Annotated in this window: 22 protein-coding genes, 1 pseudogene and 2 riboswitches; all 23 genes and pseudogenes read left to right on the plus strand. The window is 41.5% G+C overall.

Annotated features, from left to right (window positions below):
• Nucleotides 1–17 precede the first annotated feature (17 nt).
• The 23 genes and pseudogenes from BKO01S_RS14160 to BKO01S_RS14270 all read left to right on the plus strand — a co-directional run bounded on the left by BKO01S_RS14160 (nt 18) and on the right by BKO01S_RS14270 (nt 24574).
• Complete coding sequence (locus tag BKO01S_RS14160) at nt 18–6944, plus strand: Ig-like domain-containing protein (protein WP_066055129.1); 6927 nt, start codon at nt 18–20, stop codon at nt 6942–6944.
• A 2-nt stretch (nt 6945–6946) separates the two neighbouring features.
• Entirely contained in the window at nt 6947–7513 is a 567-nt protein-coding gene (locus BKO01S_RS14165) for a class D sortase (protein ID WP_066055135.1), read from the plus strand.
• 169 nt (nt 7514–7682) lie between these two features.
• A riboswitch (cobalamin riboswitch) is annotated at nt 7683–7869 on the plus strand.
• A 110-nt stretch (nt 7870–7979) separates the two neighbouring features.
• Nucleotides 7980–8945: an adenosylcobinamide-phosphate synthase CbiB gene (gene cbiB, locus BKO01S_RS14170; RefSeq protein WP_066055138.1), complete on the plus strand. Its 966-nt coding sequence runs from the start codon at nt 7980–7982 to the stop codon at nt 8943–8945.
• Entirely contained in the window at nt 8920–9999 is a 1080-nt protein-coding gene (gene cobD, locus BKO01S_RS14175; RefSeq protein WP_066055141.1) for a threonine-phosphate decarboxylase CobD, read from the plus strand. Before cbiB ends, cobD begins: the two co-directional genes overlap by 26 nt.
• Complete coding sequence (locus BKO01S_RS14180) at nt 9978–10586, plus strand: bifunctional adenosylcobinamide kinase/adenosylcobinamide-phosphate guanylyltransferase (RefSeq protein WP_066055146.1); 609 nt, start codon at nt 9978–9980, stop codon at nt 10584–10586. Before cobD ends, BKO01S_RS14180 begins: the two co-directional genes overlap by 22 nt.
• The gene (locus tag BKO01S_RS14185) at nt 10552–10998 is read left to right on the plus strand and encodes a bifunctional adenosylcobinamide kinase/adenosylcobinamide-phosphate guanylyltransferase (RefSeq protein ID WP_232311246.1); all 447 of its coding nucleotides are present in this window, start codon (nt 10552–10554) and stop codon (nt 10996–10998) included. Before BKO01S_RS14180 ends, BKO01S_RS14185 begins: the two co-directional genes overlap by 35 nt.
• 25 nt (nt 10999–11023) lie before the next feature.
• Complete coding sequence (locus BKO01S_RS14190) at nt 11024–11515, plus strand: ECF transporter S component (RefSeq protein WP_066055155.1); 492 nt, start codon at nt 11024–11026, stop codon at nt 11513–11515.
• Nucleotides 11512–12222: an ATP-binding protein gene (locus BKO01S_RS14195; RefSeq protein WP_066055158.1), complete on the plus strand. Its 711-nt coding sequence runs from the start codon at nt 11512–11514 to the stop codon at nt 12220–12222. Before BKO01S_RS14190 ends, BKO01S_RS14195 begins: the two co-directional genes overlap by 4 nt.
• 21 nt (nt 12223–12243) lie before the next feature.
• Entirely contained in the window at nt 12244–12861 is a 618-nt protein-coding gene (locus tag BKO01S_RS14200) for a histidine phosphatase family protein (RefSeq protein ID WP_066055163.1), read from the plus strand.
• A 119-nt stretch (nt 12862–12980) separates the two neighbouring features.
• Nucleotides 12981–13164, plus strand: a riboswitch (cobalamin riboswitch).
• Between the two features lie 138 nt (nt 13165–13302).
• Nucleotides 13303–13839, plus strand: coding sequence for a cob(I)yrinic acid a,c-diamide adenosyltransferase (locus tag BKO01S_RS14205; protein ID WP_066055167.1), 537 nt, complete (start codon nt 13303–13305; stop codon nt 13837–13839).
• Between the two features lie 16 nt (nt 13840–13855).
• Nucleotides 13856–14611, plus strand: a complete 756-nt coding sequence (locus BKO01S_RS14210; RefSeq protein ID WP_066055169.1) for an energy-coupling factor ABC transporter permease — start codon at nt 13856–13858, stop codon at nt 14609–14611.
• Nucleotides 14608–14898 carry an energy-coupling factor ABC transporter substrate-binding protein gene (locus BKO01S_RS14215; protein ID WP_066055172.1) on the plus strand — a complete coding sequence of 97 codons (291 nt, stop codon included), beginning with the start codon at nt 14608–14610 and terminating at the stop codon, nt 14896–14898. The genes BKO01S_RS14210 and BKO01S_RS14215 overlap by 4 nt, the downstream gene beginning before the upstream one ends.
• A complete protein-coding gene (cbiQ, locus tag BKO01S_RS14220; RefSeq protein WP_066055175.1) occupies nt 14898–15677 on the plus strand; it encodes a cobalt ECF transporter T component CbiQ in 780 nt (259 codons plus the stop codon). The genes BKO01S_RS14215 and cbiQ overlap by 1 nt, the downstream gene beginning before the upstream one ends.
• Nucleotides 15678–15688: 11 nt before the next feature.
• The gene (locus BKO01S_RS14225) at nt 15689–16573 is read left to right on the plus strand and encodes an energy-coupling factor ABC transporter ATP-binding protein (RefSeq protein WP_066055178.1); all 885 of its coding nucleotides are present in this window, start codon (nt 15689–15691) and stop codon (nt 16571–16573) included.
• Nucleotides 16570–17385 (plus strand): annotated as a pseudogene (cobJ, locus tag BKO01S_RS14230) (precorrin-3B C(17)-methyltransferase); the annotation flags it as partial. The gene BKO01S_RS14225 and the pseudogene cobJ, both read left to right, overlap by 4 nt.
• Before the next feature lie 27 nt (nt 17386–17412).
• Nucleotides 17413–18288, plus strand: coding sequence for a sirohydrochlorin chelatase (locus BKO01S_RS14235; RefSeq protein ID WP_066055181.1), 876 nt, complete (start codon nt 17413–17415; stop codon nt 18286–18288).
• Nucleotides 18285–19100, plus strand: coding sequence for a precorrin-6A reductase (gene cobK, locus BKO01S_RS14240; protein WP_084362087.1), 816 nt, complete (start codon nt 18285–18287; stop codon nt 19098–19100). The genes BKO01S_RS14235 and cobK overlap by 4 nt, the downstream gene beginning before the upstream one ends.
• Complete coding sequence (locus tag BKO01S_RS14245) at nt 19048–19698, plus strand: precorrin-8X methylmutase (protein WP_066055184.1); 651 nt, start codon at nt 19048–19050, stop codon at nt 19696–19698. Before cobK ends, BKO01S_RS14245 begins: the two co-directional genes overlap by 53 nt.
• Nucleotides 19699–19701: 3 nt before the next feature.
• Nucleotides 19702–20796: a cobalt-precorrin-5B (C(1))-methyltransferase gene (locus BKO01S_RS14250; RefSeq protein ID WP_066055187.1), complete on the plus strand. Its 1095-nt coding sequence runs from the start codon at nt 19702–19704 to the stop codon at nt 20794–20796.
• The gene (locus BKO01S_RS14255; protein WP_066055190.1) at nt 20789–22003 is read left to right on the plus strand and encodes a bifunctional cobalt-precorrin-7 (C(5))-methyltransferase/cobalt-precorrin-6B (C(15))-methyltransferase; all 1215 of its coding nucleotides are present in this window, start codon (nt 20789–20791) and stop codon (nt 22001–22003) included. The genes BKO01S_RS14250 and BKO01S_RS14255 overlap by 8 nt, the downstream gene beginning before the upstream one ends.
• Nucleotides 22000–22701: a precorrin-2 C(20)-methyltransferase gene (gene cobI, locus BKO01S_RS14260; protein WP_066055194.1), complete on the plus strand. Its 702-nt coding sequence runs from the start codon at nt 22000–22002 to the stop codon at nt 22699–22701. Before BKO01S_RS14255 ends, cobI begins: the two co-directional genes overlap by 4 nt.
• Nucleotides 22698–23471: a precorrin-4 C(11)-methyltransferase gene (cobM, locus tag BKO01S_RS14265; protein ID WP_066055196.1), complete on the plus strand. Its 774-nt coding sequence runs from the start codon at nt 22698–22700 to the stop codon at nt 23469–23471. The genes cobI and cobM overlap by 4 nt, the downstream gene beginning before the upstream one ends.
• Complete coding sequence (locus BKO01S_RS14270) at nt 23468–24574, plus strand: cobalt-precorrin 5A hydrolase (RefSeq protein WP_066055199.1); 1107 nt, start codon at nt 23468–23470, stop codon at nt 24572–24574. Before cobM ends, BKO01S_RS14270 begins: the two co-directional genes overlap by 4 nt.
• Nucleotide 24575: the final 1 nt, after the last annotated feature.

The following is a 24575-nucleotide window of genomic DNA, read 5'->3' on the forward strand; positions in this document are numbered from 1 at the left end:
TCGAAATGAGGCAGAGTATGAGAAAGAAATGGTTAATGAAAGTTAGTAATATCTTGGTTGTATGTACCTTACTACTTGCTCCATTTAGCAATGTTGTATCAGCGGTAAGTACAGATACTGGAACACCCATTACCACCCAATTTATCCCTTATGAAAACAGTGAGGGACAAATCATCTTTGATCCTACAAATGAGCCAGGTATTTCTCCGGACGAAGTAGATTTTACTAGCGGGAGCGATGGGCGGAATGAAGTAGGAGACAAGCCAAGCTTTTATGTGTATGGAGACTCAGCAAATCTTTATTTTCGTATGAGATTGTTAGGGGATCCTTTTGATCGTAAGGGTGGCTTTTTATCATCAGTCTGGAATGTGGATATTCTAGTAGATGAGACACACCGGGCAACCGTTGGAATAGATGGAAAAAGCCCACATGTGGACTATCTTTTTGTAGCTAGTCCTGACAAGGAAAATGTAATTCAAGTCACAAAAACAGACAGCACAGGAATGGCTGTTCCGGGAACTAGCATTTCGGATGCAGAAAATGGACATCACTTTTTGGATTTTAAAATCCCGATTTCAAAAATAAAAGAAATCATCCCTGATTTAGATACGAGTAAGCCGAACGTATCATTTGGTTTTAGTACCTCTAAATCTGCTAATCTACGAGTTATAAATAAGGACGGGTTAGAAGCAGCTGAACAGGGTGCAAGTGTGAAGCTTGTACCATTTGGAATTTATAAGCCGACGATTTCATATGCAGATGTAACAACGTACAATAGTTTGACTCCAACGATAAAGGGATTAGTAACAAACGCTGTTGATGGTAGTCCGGTTACATTAACTATTATTGGAATAAACTATCAAACGTTGGTTTCTAATGGAGAATGGAACGTCACCCTTGCAAGTCCACAAAACGCTGGAACCTATGATACTAAAGTAAAAGTGATAAATGAAGAAGGTAACATAGCAACGGCAAGTAAAACCATCAATGTGGGAACCTTAATCTCTATAGATGGACCCAGCGTAGAAAAAGTTTATAAATTTCCCACGAGAATTGGGGGTAAGTTTGTAAATTCTACGGGTGGCGCAAAAAAAGTGAAGTTTATGGTCAGTAAAGTAACCATTGAAAATAATACGGAGGTCTTTACCCCAGTCCCAAATGGTAGCTTTGCTAATATTCAGTCAAACTCTACCACCCAAACATGGGAGAAAACAGGATTAACTCTAAACCCTGAACCGGGAACGTATCTTGTACAAGCTATAGAAGATACTAACGGCACTAACCTTCCTACAGCAAACAAGAGGTTTATTATTGTAAATCCATTAACAATTGAGACACCTGTAATAGAAGGTTCGAAACTTGTTGTAAAAGGAAACGCTGAAGCGGAAGAAACCGTTGAACTTTTTATTAATAATGAAACAGTTGCATATAAAAGTGCTATAGCAGATTCAAATGGACGTTGGTCAGTTGTGATTGACCGTCAGCTCCCAACTGGAACACATACGTTTAAAGCTTCAACTAAAGATGATTACAATAATACCGTGACGACGGGGACTGTAAGTCATGATGTAACTAACATCACCGTTAGTATCGCAAACGGTGATTCAACAGTATCAAACGACACAACACCAACAATCTATGGGAAAGCATCTGTCTCCAATAACGGAACAGTAGAAGTAACGATAGATAATGTTCTTACTCATACAGTGTCCGTAACAAATGGAAAATGGAGGCTTCCATTGGGAACTGCGTTATCCGAAGGACCTCATACCGTTGTTGCAACAGCTAAAGAGGGAAGCTTGGTTTCTGCATCAGATACCCAAACCTTACTTTTAGACTTAACAACAACTGTGACACTAACACCTCCTGCTGAGTTCACAAAGACCAACAATACGTTTATTGGTACGGGAGAAGCAAGAGGTGTTGTGGTTGTACAAGTTGATAGCGGTCCTAAAGAAATCATCAATCTTGGTGAAAAAATAAATTGGAGTTACCAAACAGGTGAATTAGCTTACGGAAGCCACACAATTACCGTTTCAGGTATGGATGAGCTGGGCAACATTAATCAGCCAAATGGAACTGAAGCTAAGGTGACACACGAATTTATCATCGTGGATCCAACTAAACCAACTGCACAGGATGAAAATACGTATACGATAAAAAATCAAACTAAGAATGGCAAACTTGCTGTTGCTGATCAAAACACCGAGTCCCTTCAATACACCTTAAAATCTAATGGTGAAAAGGGGGCAGCAATGATTGATTCAACAGGAAACTGGACGTATCAGCCAAATTCTGAACAATTAGGTGAGGATCAGTTTATTGTAGAGGTGACAAACCATTTAGGTAATAAAACGGAAGCAACGGTTAGAATACAAATTGTAGAACTAGGTGTGAATATCAATGGGCTACCGGATATTCGTACCGATGACCATCAACCAACCTTTACAGGAACAGCAAAAAAAACAAAAAACAGTTTATTAACGGTTCATGTGTTAAAAGAAGATGGTACAACAATAACTACACAAGAAGTTTTAATGACTGACGACGGTGACTGGCAGTTCGATTCACCAATTCTACTTGAGGCAGGTAAATATACGATAAAAGCAGTTATTAGAGATACTGAACTAGGGTCAGTGTTTGAAGACACAAAGAGTTTTTCAGTTTACGATCCTTCCTATAACATTACCCTGTTAGCAACGCCTGAAAAGGTAATAGCAGATGGGATGTCACGAGTCAGCTTAAAAGCGGTAGTGACAGATCAAGATATGAACCCTGTAGCAAATGAAAGAGTAGTATTTACTTCAGAGCAGGGGCAACTTGTTCAGACAGAAGCTTTGACCGATGCGTATGGATCAGCAACCGTGGAATTGATTACTCCAGATTATTATGGTCAACCCATGAGTCGAATCGTTAAAGCTACGGCTTCAGTTACTAACGTGGAGAAGAACATTGACGCGGAAGCTCCTTACTTTCTTACTTTTGTACCAGCTTTCGTTAAAGGTAAAGTGCTAGATGCGATTACGGGAGTACCTATCCCTGATGCTTCGATTAAGGTAAATAAAACATATGAAGATGGTGAAATATTTTCGTATCAAGGCACTACCGATGCTTTCGGAAACTATATTTTCCCAGTAAAACGTGGAAATACAACATACGATGTGGAAATAAGTGCAAGAACAGTGGTTGATGAAATTCAAGTCCCGATCACTTTCACACAAAGTGCGCAGGTTGAATTAATACAAAACTCTGAAATTCAAAGAAATGCTGAACGAACTGTCTCAGGGCAATTCTTAGTTGTAAATAGAACAACCGGTGCCGTCCAAGAAATAACCCAAGCACTTGGCAATGTAACCATCGTTCCAGAAGTTGAAAATCCAACTGCCAATATACAAATTGCCCCAACAGTTTCCGGACAATACAAGGTGACAGGTGGGGAAGTTGGCAAAACATATAATGTTCGCTTTACTATTCAACATAACGGTGACATTTTTGCAGGGAAGAAAGTAGAAATCAAGATTCCTGAAGACGGACAGGCTACGATTTTACCAATCTTAATTGATCCATATGGTACCGTAACGAATGCGAAGACAGACGAAGTGATTGATGGGGCAGAAGTTACTCTATATTGGGCTGATACGGAAAGAAACAGACTAGCCGGAAGAGTTGCAGATACAAAAGTAGAATTACCTCTGCTTGAAGGTTTCGACCCAAATAATAATCAAAACTCTCAGTTCACCTCCAATACAGGCTTTTATGCTTGGATGGTTTTCCCTGAGGGAGACTATTATATCGTCTCGAATAAAGAGGGTTATTATAGCTACAGTAGTTTAGAAGAAGGAAGAACTACCCCAGTCAAAGAAGGCGAAGATAGCAATGTAGAAGATGGAATCATACGTGTTGGATACTCGATCGTGAATTACGATTTCAAAATGGAACCACTTCCTGTGAAGGAGCCAGAAGTTAAAAATGAAGCCCCTGTCGTTACCAATGACGAAGTAACTACACGAAAACATACAAAGGTTGATGGAACCGCACATGCTAACGATGCAGAGAAGAACCCATTATCCTACACCCTAGGTACAGATGGACAAAACGGAAAAGTGACAGTGACAGCTGACGGAGCATGGACATATGAGCCGAACCTAGACTTTGTTGGTGACGATGCTTTCACAATCCTAGTAAGCGATCAACATAATCAAGCTGTACCTTTAGAGGTTATTGTTCATGTTGTGAAGCCAAACCTCATCATTACTATTGATAGTGGAGTGGAAGATCGTACGGTTGATCGAACCCCGCTAATAAATGGAGAAGCATTTGGTATGCTTCAGGGTGAAGTAAGTATTGTAATCAAGGACAAAGATGGTAACACAATTGAGACTGCCAATGTTCCTGTTGAAAGTGAAAAATGGACATACCAGCTGAAAACCGAACTCTCTCCTGAAGAGTACCTATTGGAAGTTACTCTTGAGGATAATTTTTACAAGGAACAAACAAAGACGGAGCAAGCTCTCACAATTGTACAAGTTCCATTACAAATTAACTTAACTGCCACGCCGCAATCCGTCTTGGGAGATGGAAAAGCAGAAGTTAATTTAAAAGCTGTCATCACAGATGAATCAAACGCACCAATTGTAGATGAAATAGTGACCTTTAAAACGGAAATAGGGACCCTGAAGTTAACTTCCGTAACAACAAATGAAAAAGGTGAAGCAACCGTTATTTTAGTTGCTCCAAAATTAACAGATGAATTGGATTCAATTAGCAATCAAATCACTGTATCTGTCCACAATCCGGACAAAGGCCTTGTAGATATGGAATCTATTAATCTAGAGTTCATACCTAATAAAGCACCGGTTGTAACAGATGACGAAGTAACCACCTTGAAAAATACGGAAGTAACACGTTCAGCAAAAGTAACTGACAAAGAGAGCGATGCCTTGACGTATAGACTGGGAACTGGTGCAAAACACGGTCAAGTAGCAGTAACCAATTTAGGAACGTGGATGTATAAACCAACTCGAGATTATGTTGGTGATGATTCCTTTACTCTTTTTGTAAATGATGATTATCATTCAGATGTAGAATTGACAGTCGTGGTACATGTGGCAAAACCAAATATAGCCATCACGATTGACGGTGGAGAAAAACAAACCTTTGTAGACCGAACACCATTGTTAACCGGTGAAGTGAAGGAAACGGTAGAAGGAAAAGCAACGATTGTTATTCACGATACAAGCGGGGAAATGGTTGAAACGGTTCCGGTGAATATAGTGAATGGCAAATGGTCACATCAAGTAACGAAAGAACTGATACCTGCTGATTATGCGGTGGAAGTCACGTTAACTGATACGTTCTATAACGAAACGACTAAAGACAATCAAGTGGTAACGATCGCAAACCTTCCCCTGCAAATCGAACTAACGGCAACACCAAGCTCGATTGTAGGAGATGGAAAAACGGAAGTCTTACTAAAAGCAGTAATTAAAAATAGCCTTGGAGAACCAATCGCAAATGAGAAGGTTGTCTTTGATACCGAACTAGGCACCTTAAAGTCAACAGAAGCAACAACCAATGACAAAGGCGAAGCGACTGTTATACTGGTTGCCCCAGACTTAAGTGGAAACCTGCAGTCCATTGTGAAGAAGGTAACCGCATCAGTTAACAATCCTGACAAGGGCTTAGTGGATTCAAAGTCGGTTAATATTACCTTTGTTCCAGCAAGAGTAACAGGCCAAGTCATTGATTCTGTAACGAAAAATCCAATACCAAACGCAACGATTACCATTAAAGAAGATTTTAACAAAGATGGTGTCGTGGACTTTCAAACAACTGTTAAAACCAATTCAAACGGTGAATATGATATTGTCGTACCGAAAGGAAACTGGCATTACAAGCTGCAAATTACAACGACTATGACCATAGGAGGAGTGGAAGTTCCCGTAACATTTACACAGGATGCGAATGTTGGACAAACCTCTGGAACGGGTGAAGAGTTGAAATCAGAGCATACCGTTATCGGGCAGCTCTTTATGAAAAATGAGGAGTCGGGTAAACCAGAAAGTATTACTTCTATGGTGCCTGGAGCAACGTTTGAGGCGAAACTAGTTGGTGAAACTACTAGTAATGTCAACGTAACCATTACTCCAGAGGGTCAATACATCATTACTGGTGGAGAAAAAGGGGAATCTTACACATTTGCAATCACGGTTATTGTAAAAGATCAGAATGGCAATGATGTAATTCTCGCCGGACAAAAAATGACAGTAACCATCCCTGAAGATGGGGTTGCTTCCATTGAATCGACCTTAATCGATCCATACGGAATTGTTCGAGATCCTGGTACGTTAGAGCCGATTGAAGGTGTTGATATGCAGCTGTACTGGGCTGATACGGAAACAAACAGAAGGTATGGCAGGGAACCACATACCCTTGTAAATCTACCTATCTTAGAGGATTTTGCACCAAACCAAAACCGTAATAATCAGTACACAACAAAAGATGGACAATATGCATGGATGGTTTTTGCTGATGGAGATTACTATATCATCGCTAAGAAGGATGGATACCCGGTCTATGATAGCCGAATCGAAGGTAGAACGGTTGAAGCACTTCCTGGCGAAGACAGCTATATTACAAACGGGATCATACATGTTGGACAGACCATTGTTGAATACAATATGAATATGTTCTCTAAACTGACTGAAGCGGTAGAAGAACCACCTACTGTTGACGAGTCTCCTACTGAGGAAAGCAAACCTGCTGCTGAGTCTCCAATTGAAAAAGAAACACCTGTGAAAGAAGAGGGGGCCGCACCAGTTAGTAGCTTACCAATCAAAGTGTTGCCAAAAACAGGTTCTCCTTTTACCACATGGACACTTCTCATGGTAGGAACGGCATTAGTTGTTCTCGGGCTAGTGGTCAGAGGAAGAAGGAAGGTATAAAGTTGAGGAAATGGATCGGAAATGTACTGTTAGCATCTGGGGTATTTGTTATTGCTTACGTAGGTTTTCAACATGGATACAAGCTCTATCTTGAGAAAAAAATACTTTCAGATACAATCGTCACAGCGGAGGCGCTATTGCCTCCAGGTGTTGACGCGAATCAAGAGGGTGTACCGAACGATATGAGGATCGTTATTCCAAAGCTTTCGCTCGATGTTCCCGTATTAGAGGGAGCAACAAAGGATAATCTCCGAGTTGCGGTTACTCACCTAGAAGGAACTGGGCGAGTAGGTATAAAGGGGGAAAACAGTGTCATCCTCGGACATCGCTCGTTTGTCACGGGTGAGTTCTTTAGTGAGCTTGATAAACTTCAAAAAGGAGATACGTTTTCTATTACCTCCTCCTCAACTGAGTTTGAGTACGAAGTGGTCGACCAGAAGATTATTGACCCAAGTGATTTGAGTGTGCTTTCTACCATACCAGAGGAGTCCCTTGTTACACTTATCACCTGTCACCCGAGGTATTCAAGTAAGCAACGACTCGTCGTTATTGCCAAGCAAAAAGGGTAGAATAGAAAAGTCAGTGTATGGAGGGAGATTATCTAACATACACTGGCTTTTTAATATTTTTATAGTGATAGTAGTTTGCCGTTTCCAATTTGTCACAATGGAAAAATTAATGTCAGAGATTGCCTTGTCATTCCCTAGTTACAAGATTAGTATTAAGATATGAAAAGTATATATTGAGCAAGAGTAGGCGCACTTCTTTTTAAGAAGTCTAGGGAAGTTGGTGAAAGTCCAACGCGGTCCCGCCACTGTAAATGGGAGCATACTGTAAGGAACCACTGTGCAACAGTTGATTGCATGGGAAGGTACAGAAAGCAATGACCATGAGCCAGGAAACCTGACTATATCTTGACACCGTGTACCTACGAGGATAGGTGGTGTGGTCGGTTTCTTACATAAGGAAGAAGCTTATTCCAACATCTCCATATCTATATGGAGATGTTTTTATTTTGCCTAGGGAGGGTTACCCATGTTTCTTCAACATCTATTGGCAATGACAATTGCTTATTTTATCGATTTACTTCTCGGTGATCCTGTCGATTGGCCGCATCCGGTGAAATGGATTGGGACAATGATTTATAAGCTTGAGAAGAAGTGGAATAAAGGAACACAGAAAAAGTGGAAGGGAGTTGCTATGGTGGTCACGCTTCTCCTGCTCGTCGTGGGGATAACATTACTAATTACGCTGCTAGCTTATCAAATTCATCTTATAGTTGGGATTGTGGTTGAAGCAGTGATTATATGGACGACGATTGCTCAAAGAAGTTTAAAGGAAGCCGCCATGACGGTGTACGAACCGTTAAAAAAGGGGGACATCACCGAAGCGCGTCACAAGCTATCGTATATCGTAGGCCGTGACACCGATCAGCTCGATGAACAGGGAGTGGTTCGCGCAACGATTGAAACGGTCGCAGAAAACACAAGTGACGGGGTAACAGCTCCGCTTTTTTGGGCGTTCATCGGTGGTGCACCGCTTGCGATGTTGTACCGGGCAGTAAATACTTGTGATTCCATGGTTGGTTATAAAAATGAAAAATTTATGGAGTTTGGCTGGGCATCAGCAAAACTAGATGATTGGTTAAATTTGATTCCAAGTCGCCTAACCTCCATCTGCATGTTGATCAGCAAAAAGCCAGTTCAATCGAGTGTTAGAGAGTCAGCTAAAATTGTTCTTCGTGATGCAAAAAAACATCCGAGTCCAAACAGTGGATGGGGAGAAGCAGCGGTAGCTGCCCTACTTGGGATCCAGCTTGGAGGCATCAATTTTTACAAAGGCATCCGCTCTGATCGAGCCAAAATGGGAGAACCCCATTTTCCTGTTACAGGAGAGCATATTTTACAAACAAACGGCATTTTAACTCGAACGGTCCTTACATTTTTACTTCTATTATGGATTGGAGGGATGATCGTTGAAATGGCCTACGCACGGATCTAATCCTCAATTTTTATATGGAGCACTACATCTCGATATGCCAGAATCAGTCATTGACTTTAGTGCCAATATTAACCCGCTTGGTCCACCAGCTATAGTAAAAGACAGGTGGAATGAACTGTTTCCGCTTGTATCGGATTATCCAGATCCGACGGCGGCGAGGCTTACAGAGTTGATTGCCACAAAAGAGGGTGTATGTGAAAAGCAAATCCTAGTTGGTAACGGAGGGGCGGAGTTAATATCTTTAATCGGGCGAATATTGTCTGGTAAAAAAGCTCTTATCGTTCAACCAGCCTTTTCCGAATACGAAGAAGCGTGCCGAGTCAATCAATGTGAGGTGCGCTATCACCTAATGGATGTGGAAAGCTGGGAACTACGCCTAGAAGATTTACTTGTGGACCTACGTGAGGTTGATGCAGTATTTTTATGCAATCCAAATAATCCATCAGGAATGTTTTTTCCGAAACAAACGATTGAACTTCTTGCTCGTGAATGTGCAAAATATGAAACCATGCTTATCGTCGATGAGGCCTTTTACGACTTTGTGGTAGAGTACGAATCAACCGTTTCCTGCCTTCAATCCTGCGAGAACATGATCATTCTTCGTTCGATGACAAAAATGTACAGCATTCCAGGGATACGCCTTGGGTACATAATGGCAAATGAAGCCATGCTTTCAAAGCTAAGGTCTAATAAACCGCACTGGAGTGTTAATGCGATAGCCATGAAGGTTGGGGAATGGTGTTTGTCAGAAGAAGAATATGTAGAACAAACCATTCATTTAATAAACAATGAACGGGAAAGGCTAATGTCTTTTTATCATGAAAATGAGTTCTTTTACTCCCCTACAAACGTAAACTTTTATTTATTAAAAGATGCCAAAGTACACGATCAATTTCCCTTTTTCCTTTTTTTAATGGAAAAGGGGATGATTCCAAGGCATACAATGAATTTTCCTGGACTTGACGGAAAATGGCTGCGACTGGCAATTAAGGGGCCGACCGAGCATGAAAGGCTATTAGAGGTGATGAAGGAATGGCGGAAGGTGGACAGCTGATTTTTATCAGTGGTGGTGTTAGAAGTGGAAAAAGCAGTTTTGCAGAGAAAACAGCGATGAGTCTTGCAAAGAGTACCCATGGTAATCTCCATTACATTGCCTCTGGAGTGGCCTTTGATGCGGAAATGAAGGATCGAATCAATAGGCATCAAGTGCAAAGAAATGAAGGCGAGCAACAATGGACAACATGGGAGGAGCCCTATTTTTTACATAAGCTATCAACTGCTTTTCAATCAAATGATATTGTGCTCTTTGATTGCCTAACCAATCTATTAAACAACCGTTTGTTTCAAACCGAGGAGCGGCTGATGGATCCATCTTTTCATGAGGAAATCAAGAAATCGATTATGGATGGCATTCTCACTATACAAAAGAACTGCCATACGCTCATCGTTGTTAGCAATGAAATCTTAAATGAACCGATATTCTCAAATGACCTTGTGCTCGTGTATGCAAAGCTCCTAGGCAGGCTAAACCAACAGGTCGTTTCCACTGCAAAGGAAGCATATCTCGTTGAAGCAGGGATTCCCATTTGTATGAAAATGGAGGGTGATGACGTTGCATTTTGTAACAGGCGGGGCTTGTAACGGCAAGGCAAATTGGGTTCGTGCACACTATAGTTTGTGCAAGTATCCACAAGAAAATTGGATAAAGGCTTATGAAACCTCGTTTTATGACTGGCTTAGTGAAGATCCCGCTGCATCTTTAGTAGTGGTAGAAGGAATCGAGTATTGGATTAGGGAACTATCGCTTCAGTATGAATCGGGCAAAGTAAGAACCATATGGAAAGAGACGCTACAGAATTGGGATTGTTGGGAAAAGGATGGTTGGAAGAGAAAAGTCGTTATTATTGGTTCGGATATTACAAGGGGAATTGTGCCTGTTGAAAAAACGGATCGGAAATGGCGTGATGATGCAGGATGGACGTTTCAGGATATGGTCCAATTATGTGATCGAGTGGATCACATCTGGTATGGAATTGGTCAACGTATCAAGTGATGACAATTCAAAAGGAGGAAGAAAAATGAAGGTAGTAAAAGTAACATGGATGGCCGTATTTATAGCTTTAACCGTTGTAGGTGGTGCGATAAAAATACCAGCAATCATTGGAAGTGTCGCGCTTGATTCATTTCCAGCAATAGTGGCTGCCGCGCTTCTAGGAGGGATTCCGGGTGCAATTGTCGGTGGATTAGGGCATATGGTCTCTGCGTTAATTGGGGGAATGCCTCTTGGACCGATGCACTTTTTAATTGCGATCGAAATGGCCTTGTTAGTAGGGGTATTTGCTTACTTTTATCATAAAGGGAGCAAGTGGACTGCCTCTATCTTATTCGTGCTAGGAAATACCTTTGCAGCACCACTGCCATTTATCTATCTCATTTCAAAAGCATTTTATGTAAGTATGGTTCCCTCATTACTCATTGCTTCAGTCATTAATACTGTCCTAGCTGTGATTGTCGCTCCTCGCTTAGCTAGTATCATGAAACCAGCAGTGGTAGGGAAAATTCAAAAATGAGAGATGTCCAATTGCTAAAGATGGGCAAAGAAACCCTTGTAGTGGCATCAGATAATAGCGGAGCAATCGGTTTAAAACAGCAGGATGCGGTACACGTTCCATATGATATCGTCGGTTATTATACTTTTCGCGTAGCAGCCATGGAATGCTATTGTGCGGGAGCTACTCCAGAAGCAGTCATCCTTCAAAATTTTTGTGGTGATAAGGCGTGGGACGGACTTGTAAAAGGAATAACGAGAGGACTGCATGAGCTTTCTATACCAGATGTTCCGATCACCGGTAGCACAGAAAGTAACTTTTCACTTGTACAATCTGCGGTGGGATTAACGGTATTAGGAAAAAGAACAAACGATGCTTCTATGAGTGCTATTCCATTTCTAGAAAATACGAAAGTCGCTGTTATTGGTCTTCCTCTCGTCGGAAATGAAGTAATAGAGCAGGATAAAGAAGTAGCACCACTACAGTTAGTAAAGGAGCTCTCCCAATTAGAAGAAGCTGTCCTATTGCCAGTTGGGTCCAAGGGAGTGCTTTACAAATTAAATCGTCTATTTTCAAATCGAACGTTTTTAAAAAATGAAGTGAATAGTGTAATCAATTTAGAAAAAACATCTGGTCCATCTACATGCTGCCTTATTGCATTTCCAGCTGAGAAAGAGAATATGGTAAGGGAACTCTCAGGACATAATTATCATGAAGTAACTTTTTAAATCGAGCAGGGAGTGACCTTAATGGTTGATTTATATATTGCTAGGCATGGACAAACGACTTGGAATGTTCAAAAGCGAATGCAGGGCAGATTGGATTCCTCCCTTACCAAAAAAGGGGTTGAGGATGCGAAACGGTTGAGAGACTACTTAGCTTGTACCTCCTTTGATGAGGTCATCTCTTCTCCCAGTGGTAGGGCTTATACCACCGCGAAGCTTATACGCCCAATGGAAAAACAAATAACAACTGATCCCCGCTTAATGGAAATACATCTAGGAAAATGGCAGGGGAAAACGGAGGAAGAAATCCATCATGAGTTTCCATCGGAGTATAAGCATTACTGGAATGCTCCAGACAGGTACTACAACGATGGTGGAGAAACCTTTGAAGAAGTAATAACTAGAGTGGAAGACTTCTTACAGGAGATAGAAAGAACCTATACGGACGGAAGAGTGCTAATTGTCACTCATGGGGTAGCCATCATGGCATTTTTATCGATTGTAAAAAAGCTTACCATAAAGGATTTTTGGTCCACTCCTATTACTGAAGGAACGAGTTTAACCTTGATAAGACTGGAAAAAGGAGAAAGAAAGCTTCTTGTAGAGGGAAGTGTAGAACATCTATTGTTAGCGTCTGTTTAGTAAATTGTGACAATTATTCATCTGAATTATGAGTTTATTATGAAACTTTCGAAAAGGCGGCTTCGAGCACTTCTCAGCTTACGTTTCTGAGGAGTATAATCCAACTAAATACAAAAAAACAAATACAAAAAGACTTAGGTTTCTTTTCAAACAGAAGAGATTAAAGGGAAATTGGTTCAATGCCAATGCGGTCCCGCCACTGTAAGTGTGAGCAAGCTACATCACCCACTGTGTTAAAAACACGGGAAGGGGTAGCGAGTGATGAGCACAAGCCAGGAGACCTGCCTAAGACTAGGATGGTACCAACCTACGAGGATAGGGGAGGTGTTAGGTGACGGCCTTTTTGCTCACTAAATGTTTACGGACATTGTTAACACTTCCTATGGGAAGTGTTTTTCTTTTGCTCAGTATGTAACAAAGTACAGAATGGAGTGAAAAGGAATGGAGAACAAAGGTCAACTACTCGTGTATACCGGAGAAGGAAAAGGAAAGACAACAGCTGCCCTTGGACTCGCGGTAAGAGCAGCTGGTCAGGGGAAAAGGGTAAAAATGATTCAATTTATAAAATCTCCCGACCGAACCGTGGGTGAACGGAAAGTCTTGCAAAAGCTAGGCATCGAAATATATCCAATGGGAATGGGATTTACATGGACGAAAACGCCCGAGGAACATCGGACGGCTTTAAAACATGCTTGGTTACTATCGAAGGACCTTTTACAAAGCAATGATGTGGATGTACTGATTCTTGATGAGATAAATAACGCGTTAGCTGTTTCTCGTTTTCCGATTGAGGATATCGTCACAACAAAAGAGGTATTGGAAGCGCTTCAGTCAAGAAGAGAGGGTCTCCATGTCGTATTGACTGGGAGGGGAGCCAAGAAGGATATTCTTCTTGCAGCAGATTTAGTAACAGAAATGAAAGGAATCAAGCATTACTATGATCGAGAAGTTCCAGCCATAGTCGGGCTAGATTATTAGAAGGAAGGTTCAATAGATGAGGAGTCTCAAGAAATTGGTGCTTATTGGTGCAGGTGTACTTTATTTCTGGGTTGGATCCATATCAGATGTGTACGCCATGCATATTATGGAAGGTTTTTTACCAATGAAGTGGGCAATCATTTGGTGGATGCTAATGCTCCCTTTTTTAGCGGCAGGTATTCATTCAGCACGAAAGAAAGTGGCGGTTCAACCAGAGATAAAAACGATGCTCGGTTTAAGTTCTGCCTTTGCCTTTGTTCTTTCCGCACTTAAGCTTCCATCGGTAACGGGAAGTAGCTCGCATGCAACTGGAATTGGTCTAGGAACTCTCCTTTTTGGTCCGGTCATTATGAGTGTAGTTGGCTTTATTGTTTTGTTATTTCAAGCATTGTTACTTGCACACGGTGGCATTAGTACGCTTGGAGCAAATGCCTTTTCCATGGCAGTGGTGGGTCCTTTCGTAACTTACGGTGTCTATTGTCTGTTGAAAAGATTTAGAGTGAATTTGAAATTTGTTATTTTCTTTGCAGCAGCGTTTGGCAATTTAGCTACATATGCCATGACTTCTTTTCAGCTTGCCATTGCGTTCCCTGACCCAACTAGCGGGTTAGGAGGGGCATTCATAAAATTCATCTCCGTATTTGGAGTCACGCAAATTCCTTTGGCACTTTCAGAAGGGATCATAACGGTGGTAGTGATGAACTTTTTGCTTAAATACAATGCAAGTGAATTACAAATGCTCAACTTTCTACGTAAGGAGACTAGCTCATGAAAAAGAATAGTTTGTTATTCCTACTAATTGTTTTTCTTGTGGCGATTCCGCTTATATTCAAGAATAATGCCAGTTTTTCGGGAACAGATACGCAGGCTATTGAAGTGATTGAAGAACTAGCACCCTCTTATAAGCCCTGGATAGATAATCTATGGAAGCCAAGCAGCAGTGAGGTGGAGAGCTTGTTGTTTGCCGTTCAAGCCTCAATTGGTTCAATTGTCATCGGATACTTTATCGGCTCTTCGCGTGCCAAGTCAAAATATCTTTCTAGAAATGATCGTTCCTAATGCTGAGGGTTGATTATTTCGCTTATAGAAACAAGCTAAATTACGCGAATAGTTTTGAAAAGATCACCTTGAGCCTGGGAAGTCTGCTCCTTGTATTGCTGTTTAAAAATAGTTGGATTTCCTTTCTAGTCCTTATTGTGATGAGTCTATTAATAGTAAGGGTGGCAAAAATACCAATTTCCTATTATGGAAAGCTTCTTTTACTCCCACTTTCCTTTTTGTGCCTAGGAGGTGTATCAATTGTTCTTTCCATAACAGCTGCGCCATCTGCGGGTGTTCAACAAGCGGTTCTTTTAGTGAAACTAGCAAACTTTCATTTGTATTTCCTTCCAGGACAGTTGGAAGTAGTATTGCCACTTATCATTCGCTCATTTAGCAGCATTAGTTGCTTATACTTTCTAATCCTTACCACACCGATTAGTCAGATAGTAAGTATTTTACATCGATGGAAGGTACCAATACTTTTACTGGAAATCATTATGTTAACGTATCGGTATTTGTTTTTATTGCTTGATACGGCTGCTGATATTTACGTATCGCAAAGGAGTAGACTAGGCTATCAATCTATTTCATCTGGACTATTTTCAGGAGGTCGACTAGTAACGTCTTTGTTTATTAAAACGTATCAACAAGCCAAGGAACTGCAAATCAGTATTGACTCCCGTGGGGGAGGAACGTTGTATGACCCCGTTTATGAAAAGAAAAACCTTTCTGTTATCCATGTCTGCTTTATAACCGTATTTTTTTTAGTTGTTCTATTATTGAATTTTATTAGTTAAGGAGTTTTCGTATGAGTTCAACCATTTTTGAATTCAAAAATGTCTATCAAGTATTCAACGAGCAAGAAGCAGCACTTTCGGATGTCTCCTTTTCTATCAAAAAGGGGAAGAAAGTTGCCCTGCTCGGCAATAACGGAGCTGGGAAATCAACGCTGCTTCTTCATTTGAATGGGATTTTAAAGCCAACGAACGGCTCCATCTTTTTTAAAGAGGAGGAGCTTTCCTATACTCGTTCTACTTTAAAGGAGTTACGAAAACTTGTTGGACTTGTGCTGCAAAACCCTGACTCTCAAATTTTTTCCTCCCTCGTTGAGGAGGATATTATGTTTGGTTTAAGAAATCTAGGATGTTCTAGATTTGAGAGTAAAACAAGAACAGATGACATTATGGAAAAAACAGGAATAACTTGTTTGAAAGGGAAACCAACTCATTTTTTAAGTCAAGGGCAGAAAAAGAAGGTGGCGCTAGCAGGAGTTCTCGTAATGGAACCGGAGGTCCTCTTGCTAGATGAACCAACAGCCCAGCTCGATCCTATTTCCACTCAATCCATGATTCAACTTTTAAATGAGTTTCATGAACAAGGACAAACGACTGTCTTATCTACCCATGATGTTGATTTTGCCTATGAGTGGGCTGATGAAATCATGATTATCAGCAATGGGTGCTTGTTGTTTCACGGCTGTCCATACGATGCTTTTCAAAATCAGGAGAACTTACGAAGAAGTCAGCTTCGAAAGCCATGGTTGCTTGAGGTGTATGACGAAATAATTAAACCTTTGAACAGTGTGTTTGTACCGAAAAATCAAGATGAACTCTTTTCCTTGTTACGGACCACGATGAAAGGAGAAAACCCATTTATTCATTCAAAAAAAGCTGTAGGAGGAAGGTTTCAATGACAGGATCTATTTTTATCGTTGGCCTAGGGCCAGGACATGAAAAACACATTACAGAGAGAGCCAAGGAAGCGATATTTGAGAGCGATATGATTGTTGGGTTTAAGACGTATGTCGATTTAATTAGCGAGTTAGTAAAAGAAAAAGAAGTAATCAGTTCCCCGATGTCTGAGGAGGTAACAAGAGCTCAGGAGGCAATTGAGTTGGCTAGAGGAGGCAAGAAGGTAGCCGTCATTTCTAGTGGAGACGCGGGAGTATACGGGATGGCAGGCCTTGTTTATGAAGTGCTAGCAGAAAAGGATTGTAAAGATGTACAGGTAGAAATCATTCCAGGTATTTCAGCAATTAATTCGTGTGCGTCACTTTTAGGAGCTCCGGTTATGCACGATGCTTGTACCATTTCTTTAAGTGATCACTTAACTCCTTGGGAGACGATCGCGAAGCGTCTACATGCAGCAGGAGATGCAGATTTTATTATTGCCCTTTACAATCCAAAAAGCATGAAAAGAACGGCTCAAATTGAAGAGGCCCAACAAATCCTTCTTCAATATCGCTCGCAGAATACACCAGTTGGACTCGTTAAGGGAGCATATCGTGACAACCAAAAGGTGGAAGTTACCACACTTGGTGACATGTTGAATCATGAAATTGGCATGCTCTCAACCGTTATTATTGGAAATTCAACGACGTTTGTTTGGGACGGGAAAATGGTTACTCCTAGAGGTTATCAAAGAAAATATGACCTGGATTCAACTCTACAGCCGCTAAAGCCACATGAAAGACTAAAAAAAGAGCATGAACCTTGGGCATTGCATGGTGGAAAAGCATAAGGAGGAAATGACATGAAGGCGGTTCTATTTGTTGGGCATGGAAGCAGAGAGAAAGAAGGCAATGAACAAGTAGTACAGATGGTTACAAACATTAAAAATCAGGTGAAGGAATGGATTATTGAGACCTGCTTTTTAGAACTAGCTGAACCTGACATCGATAAAGGAATCACTCGATGTTTGGACCAGGGGGCAACGAATATTGCGATCATTCCTATGATGTTATTTGCTGCTTCTCATTCTAAGCTTCACATCCCGTTTGTCATTGATGAGGCAAAAAAGAAATATCCTTCTGTCACATTTACATATGGTAGACCGATTGGTGTACATAAGGAAATGGTAGAAATATGTGAACAGCGGGTAACAGAAGTAATGGACGTAACGAATATGGAGAAAGAGGATGTCGGAGTTGTTCTTCTGGGAAGAGGGTGCAGTGATGGAGATGCAAACAGTGATTTATACAAGCTATCCCGTTTGCTCCGCGAAAAGCTTTCCATTAAAAAAATCGAACCGGCCTTCATTGCTGTAACCGAACCTTCATTAGAGGAAAGTGTAAATACACTTATCACCTTAGGAGCAAAAAAGGTTATCATTCTGCCATATCTATTGTTTACAGGTGTTCTCATGAAACGACTTGAAGAGCAAATCGTTGGGCTACAAACACAGCTTCCTTACGTACAATTCACGCTAGCATCGTATTTGGGCTTTCACCCAAACCTTGAAAAGGTGTTTATACAACGGATGAACGAAGCTGTAACAAACTCTGTCATGATGAATTGTGATACGTGTCACTTCCGAATGGAGACAGCGAAACATATGGACCATCATCACCACCATCACCACGACCATGCTCATCACCACCATCATCACGAGGAGAAAGTAAATCAATGATTTTTCTGTTGGCTGGTACCAGTGATGGAAAAGAGCTTGCAAAAAGGATCCATGCAAATGGATTTCCACTTGTAGTTAGTGTTGTCACGCAAAACGCGGCCATGTCATTAAAAGCAGAAGGGATTCCTGTTCTGGTGAACCGACTGACAGCGGTTGATATGGAAAAATGCCTGGCTGATTTTTCCATACAACTGGTGATTGATGCCAGTCATCCTTATGCAGAGGAAGCATCCAGAAATATGATTCAGGCAACTACATCCATCCGTATTCCTTACATTCGGTACGAACGAAAATCGCCGGTTTTAAAAGGGAAGCAAATTGCTTATGTTGGGAGCTATGAAAAGGCTGCAGAGCTAGCTTCTAAGTATGAGGGGAATATTATGCTGACAACTGGCGCGAAAACAATGGGGATTTTTTCGGAAAAATTAAGAAATCGCAGGAATGGGAGAACTCTGTTCCGGCTTCTTCCGCTGCAAGAAAACTTAGAAAAGTGTGAACGTCTTGGAATCGCATCAAGAGATATCATCGCGATTCAAGGTCCTTTTTCAAAGGGGCTTAATAAGGCCCTGTTCTTGAATTATGAGATCCGATTACTTGTTACAAAAGAGAGTGGGAACGAAGGATCTTTCCATGAAAAAGTGGAGGCAGCAGAAGAATTAGGAATAGAAACCATCATCATAAAAAGGCCATGCATCCATTTTGGAACAACCTACGATTCTATTGAAAGTATTATTCAATTCATAAAAGGGGATAGAGAATATGAACTTTCTCACCGAGTTTCAACCAATAACGATTCAGCCGCAGGAAATTGAAAAAAAGAGCTTTGAGACAATTGATGAAGAAATAGGAGTGCACTCGTTTCCTGATAAAGAATACCAAATTGTTCAACGAATCATCCATGCATCAGCTGACTTTGAACTGGGGAAAAGCATGCTTTTTCACCCAAAAGCCATTGAAGCGGGAATTTCTGCGATTAAAGCTGGAAAGAAAATTGTCTGTGATGTTCAAATGGTCCAAGTCGGAATAAGTAAGCCCCGGATTGAAGCCTATGGATGTGAAACGAAGGTCTATATTAAAGATCCTGATGTGGTGGAAGAAGCAAAAAAGATACAGGTAACCCGTAGCATACTGGCAATAAGGAAAGCAGCCAAAGAGGCTGAAGGAGGCATTTTTGCAATCGGCAACGCACCAACCGCATTACTGGAGCTCATTCGTCTAGTGAAAGAAGGAGAAGCAAACCCTGGCCTGATTATCGGTGTACCGGTTGGATTTATTTCTGCGGAAGAATCAAAGGAAGAGTTAGCGAAGCTTGATATTCCTTTTATCACCAATGTTGGACGAAAGGGTGGAAGCACGATTGCGGTCGCAGCCATTAATGCGCTAGCCATTTTAGCAGAAAAAGGATTGTAGGAAATGGAAGCAACAAAGAAAAAAAATCTACGCTCCGGTTATACAACAGGTGCTTGTGCGACAGCGGCCGTACAGGCAGCCATGATCACCTTGCTTACAGGTGAAAAAGCAAACGAAACAACCATTTATATTCCAGCTGGGGAATATGTCCCCTTCACCATTCAGTATGGTGACATCTCAGAGAATCAAGTGACTACAGGAACGGTCAAGGACGGCGGCGACGATCCAGACGCGACGCATGGTGCACTCATTCAAGCAAGCGTAAGCTTTTCTGATTCAAGCTCCATCACGATTGACGGTGGAAGGGGAGTGGGCCGTGTTACCAAGTCTGGACTACCCATTTCTATTGGTGAGGCAGCCATCAATCCGGTTCCTAGGCAAATGATTCAGGAGGTTGCTCAACAATTATTAGAAACATACAAAGTCAATAAAGGTGTTCATATCGTCATTTCTGTTCCGGATGGAGAGGAAATTGCTAAACGAACGCTTAATGGAAGACTAGGCATTGTTGGTGGTATTTCGATTCTAGGAACACGGGGAATTGTCGTTCCTTTTTCAAACGAGGCCTACACAGCAAGCATCACATTAGCTTTACAAGTAGCACGTTCGGCAGGATGCGATACGGTTGCCATTACCACCGGTGGCAGAAGTGAGAAATATGCGATGAAGCAATACTCCTATTTGCCAGAAGTGGCTTTTATAGAAATGGGAGATTTCATCGGATATACGCTTCATGAGTGCAAAAAGCTTGGTGTGAAAAGTGTGAAGCTAGTTGGAATGATGGGGAAATTATCAAAAGTGGCACAAGGAAAAATGATGGTTCATGCCCACACAGAATCAATAGACTTTTCTTTTTTGGCTCAACTAGCAATGGAGGCTGGAGCAACTGAGAAGCTTACGAAAGCTATTTCCCAGGCCAACACCGCTTCACAGGTAGGAGAATGGATGGAAAGGGAAGTGGGGCAACGGTTTTTTGACTCCCTTTGCTATTCCTGCTGTAAACAGTCGTTTGAAGAGATAAGCGGTGGACTCAATATTGAAACAAGCGTGTACACATTAAACGGACAGTTGTTAGGAAGGGCGAGTATCAATGACTAACAAGATAAAGCTAATAGGAATTGGTGCAGAAGGTAGGGCTAGTATTCTCCCAATCTACGAGACATGGATTAATGAAAGCGAAGTCTTAGTGGGAGGAGGGAGGCAATTAAGTTATTTTCCTGATTTTAGCGGGGAGAAAGTTGAAATTACCGGAGGGCTGAGCGATCTTGTAGAAGGTTTAAAAATAGATCGACGTAGAACTGTTATTTTGGCTTCGGGAGACCCATATTTCTATGGGATCGGTGCATCGTTAGCAAGTAAGCTTCCCCTTGAGGTTTACCCGAGTGTAAGTTCCATCCAGCTTGCATTTGCAAAAATGAACACCGCTTGGCATGATGCATATTTTACAAGTGTTCATGGAAGGAGCATGGTTGGTCTTGCCCAACGAATCGATGGTAGGGAAAAGATTGTCATATTAACTGATCACACTCATACTCCTAGTCGAATTGCAAGTTACCTTTTGTCTTTCGGAATGACCGAGTACCGAGCATTCGTCGCAGAAGATATTGGTGGAGAGAATGAACGATATTCCTTTTATTCTCTCAGTGAGTTAGCCAATATGGAATGTCACCCGTTAAATGTCCTTATCTTGATTCAAACAGTGCCACGGCCTCATTGGACGATAGGAATTGAAGATGAAGAGTTTTCACAACGAAAGCCAGAAGCTGGGCTTATTACTAAGAAGGAAATACGAGTGCTCAGTCTTAGTGCCATGAAATTGTCAGCAAGGAGCATTGTGTGGGATATTGGTACGTGTACGGGTGCAATGGCGATTGAAGCAGCAAAGATTGCTAGAGAGGGGGCGGTCTTTGCAATAGAAAAAAATGCGGCCGACTTAGAGAACTGCTCTAAAAATCTAGCAAAGTTTCGTACCGATATTACGGTCCTAGAGGCCCGGGCGCCAGAAGGTCTCGATCGATTCCCTGATCCTGATGCTGTTTTTATAGGTGGAACATCAGGGAATATGGAAGATATTCTAACAGTGTGCTGTACGAGACTAAAGGAAGATGGAAGAATTGTTGTAAATGCAGTGACAATTGAATCGTTATCCGAGGCAGTTGCCATCTTTCGTTCAAAGGGCTTTAAAACAACTATAACCCTTGCGCAAATTTCTAGAAGTAAGCCAGTTTTACAGTTAACTAGATTTGACCCACTTAATCCTATTTATATTATTACTGGGTCAAGAATGAAAGGTGAGGTAACATGATCGGAACACTATACGGAATGGGTGTTGGACCTGGAGATCCAGAGCTTATTACAGTAAAGGCATTACGTTTAATGGAAACATGCCCCGTTATTTCTTACCCGAAAAAAGGCAAAGGGGACGGCAGCTACGCTTATCAAATAATAGAAGGTTATGTAAATGTTGCAGAAAAGGAAATGCTTGGTTTTGTTTTTTCCATGACGAGTGATCCAGATGTTTTACATAAAGACTGGATGGAAGCAGTGGAGGGGTTATATAAAAAGCTCGCTGAAGGGAAGGATTGTGTTTTCGTTACTGAAGGAGATCCCTTTTTATATAGCACCTTTATCTATTTAATGAGGCTAATGGAGGAGCATCACCCAGAGGTTCCTATTAAAGTCATTCCAGGAATTTCTTCTATAAATGGGGCGGCTGCAACGCTTGGGATACCGCTTGCTGATGGAAATGATCGTATTGGGATTATTCCTGCCCACGATGATTATGACCTCATGCGAAAAGCAATTGAGGAGCATGAATGTGTGATTTTCCTTAAGGCTGCAAAAGTGATGAATCTATTAATAAACGTTTTAAGAGATCTTGATTTACTCGATAAAGCCTCAGTCGTAACAAAGGTAACCTCAGACGAAGAAATTGTTTGGAATGTAGAAAAGCTTGAGAACGAAAAAATCGGCTATTTAACGCTAATGGTGGTGAGGAAATGAAGCTATATATTGTAGGAGCAGGACCAGGTGTACCCGATCTAATTACAGTTAGAGGCTTGAAGCTTTTAAAGGAAGCGGATGTTGTCTTATACGCAGATTCTCTTGTGAATGAAGAACTTATTAGAGAAGCAAAGGACGGAGCAACCATTGTTAAAACCTCTTCGATGCACTTAGAAGAAATGGTTGATTACATGGTTACTCGTCTCAAAGAAGGGAAAAAGGTCGTTCGCGTTCATACCGGCGATCCAGCCATGTATGGGGCCATTGGAGAGCAGATGGCACTACTAAAGGAATCGGGTGTCGAGATTGAAATTGTTCCCGGTGTAAGCTCGGTATTTGCTTCAGCAGCGATGGTTGGTGCTGAGTTAACGGTTCCGGATCTTACGCAAACCGTCATTCTAACAAGAGCGGAAGGTCGAACGCCAGTACCAGAGCTAGAAAGCTTACGTGAACTCGCCAAGCACCAATCAACCATCGCCCTATTTTTAAGTGCCGCATTAACGAAAAAGGTAGTGAATGAGCTGACGGAAGCTGGATGGAGTAAGGATACACCAATGGTTGTTGTGTATAAAGCCACATGGCCTGATCAGAAAATCATTCGAACGAAACTGGAAAATTTAGAAAGAGATTTAAAGGAAAATGGAATCCAAAAACATGCCCTAATTTTAGCAGGCTGGGCATTAGAAGAGGATATCTACGCGAAACGCTATCAATCAAAGCTTTACGATAAACAGTTTACTCATGAGTACCGGGTCGGGGAAAAGGTATGATTCCGCTTGTTCCCAAAAATCCATTTGCTGTTATTGCCATTACTAAAAATGGGCGAGACCTCGCCCATTCCCTTCAAAACAAATTGAAGCAAGTGGACGTCTATATTGCTAGAAAATTGGAAAAAGGGGATGAGCCGGAGCTTGGAATAAGACTATTTGATTACTCTACCCGCGAACTACTCTCGCAAACCTTTAAGCAGTATCGAGGAGTGATTCTTCTTTTTTCTCTTGGAGCAGCGGTTAGAATGCTCGCATCGCTGGTAGAAAATAAAAAGAAGGACCCATGTGTCGTAGTCGTTGATAATAGCGGCAGATTTGCCATTAGTGTGCTTTCGGGACATTTGGGTGGTGGAAATGAACTAACACATAAGGTAGCGAATGCAATTGGTGCTACCCCTGTGATTACGACTGCCTCTGATGTTCAGGAAACACTGGCTGTTGATTTACTAGGACGTGAGTTTGGTTGGGAGTTGGAGGACTCGGGGCATGTGACTGCAGTCAGTGCGGCTGTAGTGAATGAGGAGCCTGTTGCAGTTATACAGGAATCAGGAGAAAGAAATTGGTGGAAGTATGATAAGGATCTTCCTAACCATCTTGCTTGTTATTCTGTTCTAGATGAAGCAAAAAAGGGAAAAGCGACTTCCGCCATCATAATCACACATCGAATATTACCTGAGGATCCATATTTCACAAAAAATGTTGTGTATCGTCCAAAGGTCGTTGTATTAGGAATTGGCTGTAACCGTGGAACGCCTGCAGTAGAAATAGAACAGGTAATTGATGAAACGCTCGACGAACTCCATTTTTCTAAAAAAAGTGTGAAAGCGATCGTGTCTATCGATTTAAAAAAGGACGAAGAAGGTCTTATTAGAGTTACGGACAAATATCAATGGGTGTTCCATACCTTTTCGGCTGATACACTCAACCAAGTCACCATATCCAAACGATCAGAAACAGTCTATCAATACACAGGTGCCTATGGTGTAAGTGAGCCAGCGGCAAAGTGTTATAGCATGAATGATCAATTAGTTCTAACAAAGAAAAAGTCAGGAAATGTCACGATTTCAGTAGCTCTGATGGATCATCGCCTCGGAAGGGAGTAAC

This window comes from Robertmurraya korlensis NBRC 107688, from assembly GCF_001591645.1.
GTDB lineage: Bacteria > Bacillota > Bacilli > Bacillales > Cytobacillaceae > Robertmurraya_A.

What these genes read in the sequence shown, in the direction of transcription:
- BKO01S_RS14160 (WP_066055129.1), top strand. Translation starts at nt 18, where the DNA reads ATGAGAAAGAAATGGTTAATGAAAGTTAGTAATATCTTGGTTGTATGT.
- cbiB (WP_066055138.1), top strand. Translation starts at nt 7,980, where the DNA reads ATGTTTCTTCAACATCTATTGGCAATGACAATTGCTTATTTTATCGAT.
- BKO01S_RS14180 (WP_066055146.1), top strand. Translation starts at nt 9,978, where the DNA reads ATGGCGGAAGGTGGACAGCTGATTTTTATCAGTGGTGGTGTTAGAAGT.
- BKO01S_RS14185 (WP_232311246.1), top strand. Translation starts at nt 10,552, where the DNA reads ATGACGTTGCATTTTGTAACAGGCGGGGCTTGTAACGGCAAGGCAAAT.
- BKO01S_RS14190 (WP_066055155.1), top strand. Translation starts at nt 11,024, where the DNA reads ATGAAGGTAGTAAAAGTAACATGGATGGCCGTATTTATAGCTTTAACC.
- BKO01S_RS14195 (WP_066055158.1), top strand. Translation starts at nt 11,512, where the DNA reads ATGAGAGATGTCCAATTGCTAAAGATGGGCAAAGAAACCCTTGTAGTG.
- BKO01S_RS14200 (WP_066055163.1), top strand. Translation starts at nt 12,244, where the DNA reads ATGGTTGATTTATATATTGCTAGGCATGGACAAACGACTTGGAATGTT.
- BKO01S_RS14205 (WP_066055167.1), top strand. Translation starts at nt 13,303, where the DNA reads ATGGAGAACAAAGGTCAACTACTCGTGTATACCGGAGAAGGAAAAGGA.
- BKO01S_RS14210 (WP_066055169.1), top strand. Translation starts at nt 13,856, where the DNA reads ATGAGGAGTCTCAAGAAATTGGTGCTTATTGGTGCAGGTGTACTTTAT.
- BKO01S_RS14215 (WP_066055172.1), top strand. Translation starts at nt 14,608, where the DNA reads ATGAAAAAGAATAGTTTGTTATTCCTACTAATTGTTTTTCTTGTGGCG.
- cbiQ (WP_066055175.1), top strand. Translation starts at nt 14,898, where the DNA reads ATGCTGAGGGTTGATTATTTCGCTTATAGAAACAAGCTAAATTACGCG.
- BKO01S_RS14225 (WP_066055178.1), top strand. Translation starts at nt 15,689, where the DNA reads ATGAGTTCAACCATTTTTGAATTCAAAAATGTCTATCAAGTATTCAAC.
- BKO01S_RS14235 (WP_066055181.1), top strand. Translation starts at nt 17,413, where the DNA reads ATGAAGGCGGTTCTATTTGTTGGGCATGGAAGCAGAGAGAAAGAAGGC.
- cobK (WP_084362087.1), top strand. Translation starts at nt 18,285, where the DNA reads ATGATTTTTCTGTTGGCTGGTACCAGTGATGGAAAAGAGCTTGCAAAA.
- BKO01S_RS14245 (WP_066055184.1), top strand. Translation starts at nt 19,048, where the DNA reads ATGAACTTTCTCACCGAGTTTCAACCAATAACGATTCAGCCGCAGGAA.
- BKO01S_RS14250 (WP_066055187.1), top strand. Translation starts at nt 19,702, where the DNA reads ATGGAAGCAACAAAGAAAAAAAATCTACGCTCCGGTTATACAACAGGT.
- BKO01S_RS14255 (WP_066055190.1), top strand. Translation starts at nt 20,789, where the DNA reads ATGACTAACAAGATAAAGCTAATAGGAATTGGTGCAGAAGGTAGGGCT.
- cobI (WP_066055194.1), top strand. Translation starts at nt 22,000, where the DNA reads ATGATCGGAACACTATACGGAATGGGTGTTGGACCTGGAGATCCAGAG.
- cobM (WP_066055196.1), top strand. Translation starts at nt 22,698, where the DNA reads ATGAAGCTATATATTGTAGGAGCAGGACCAGGTGTACCCGATCTAATT.
- BKO01S_RS14270 (WP_066055199.1), top strand. Translation starts at nt 23,468, where the DNA reads ATGATTCCGCTTGTTCCCAAAAATCCATTTGCTGTTATTGCCATTACT.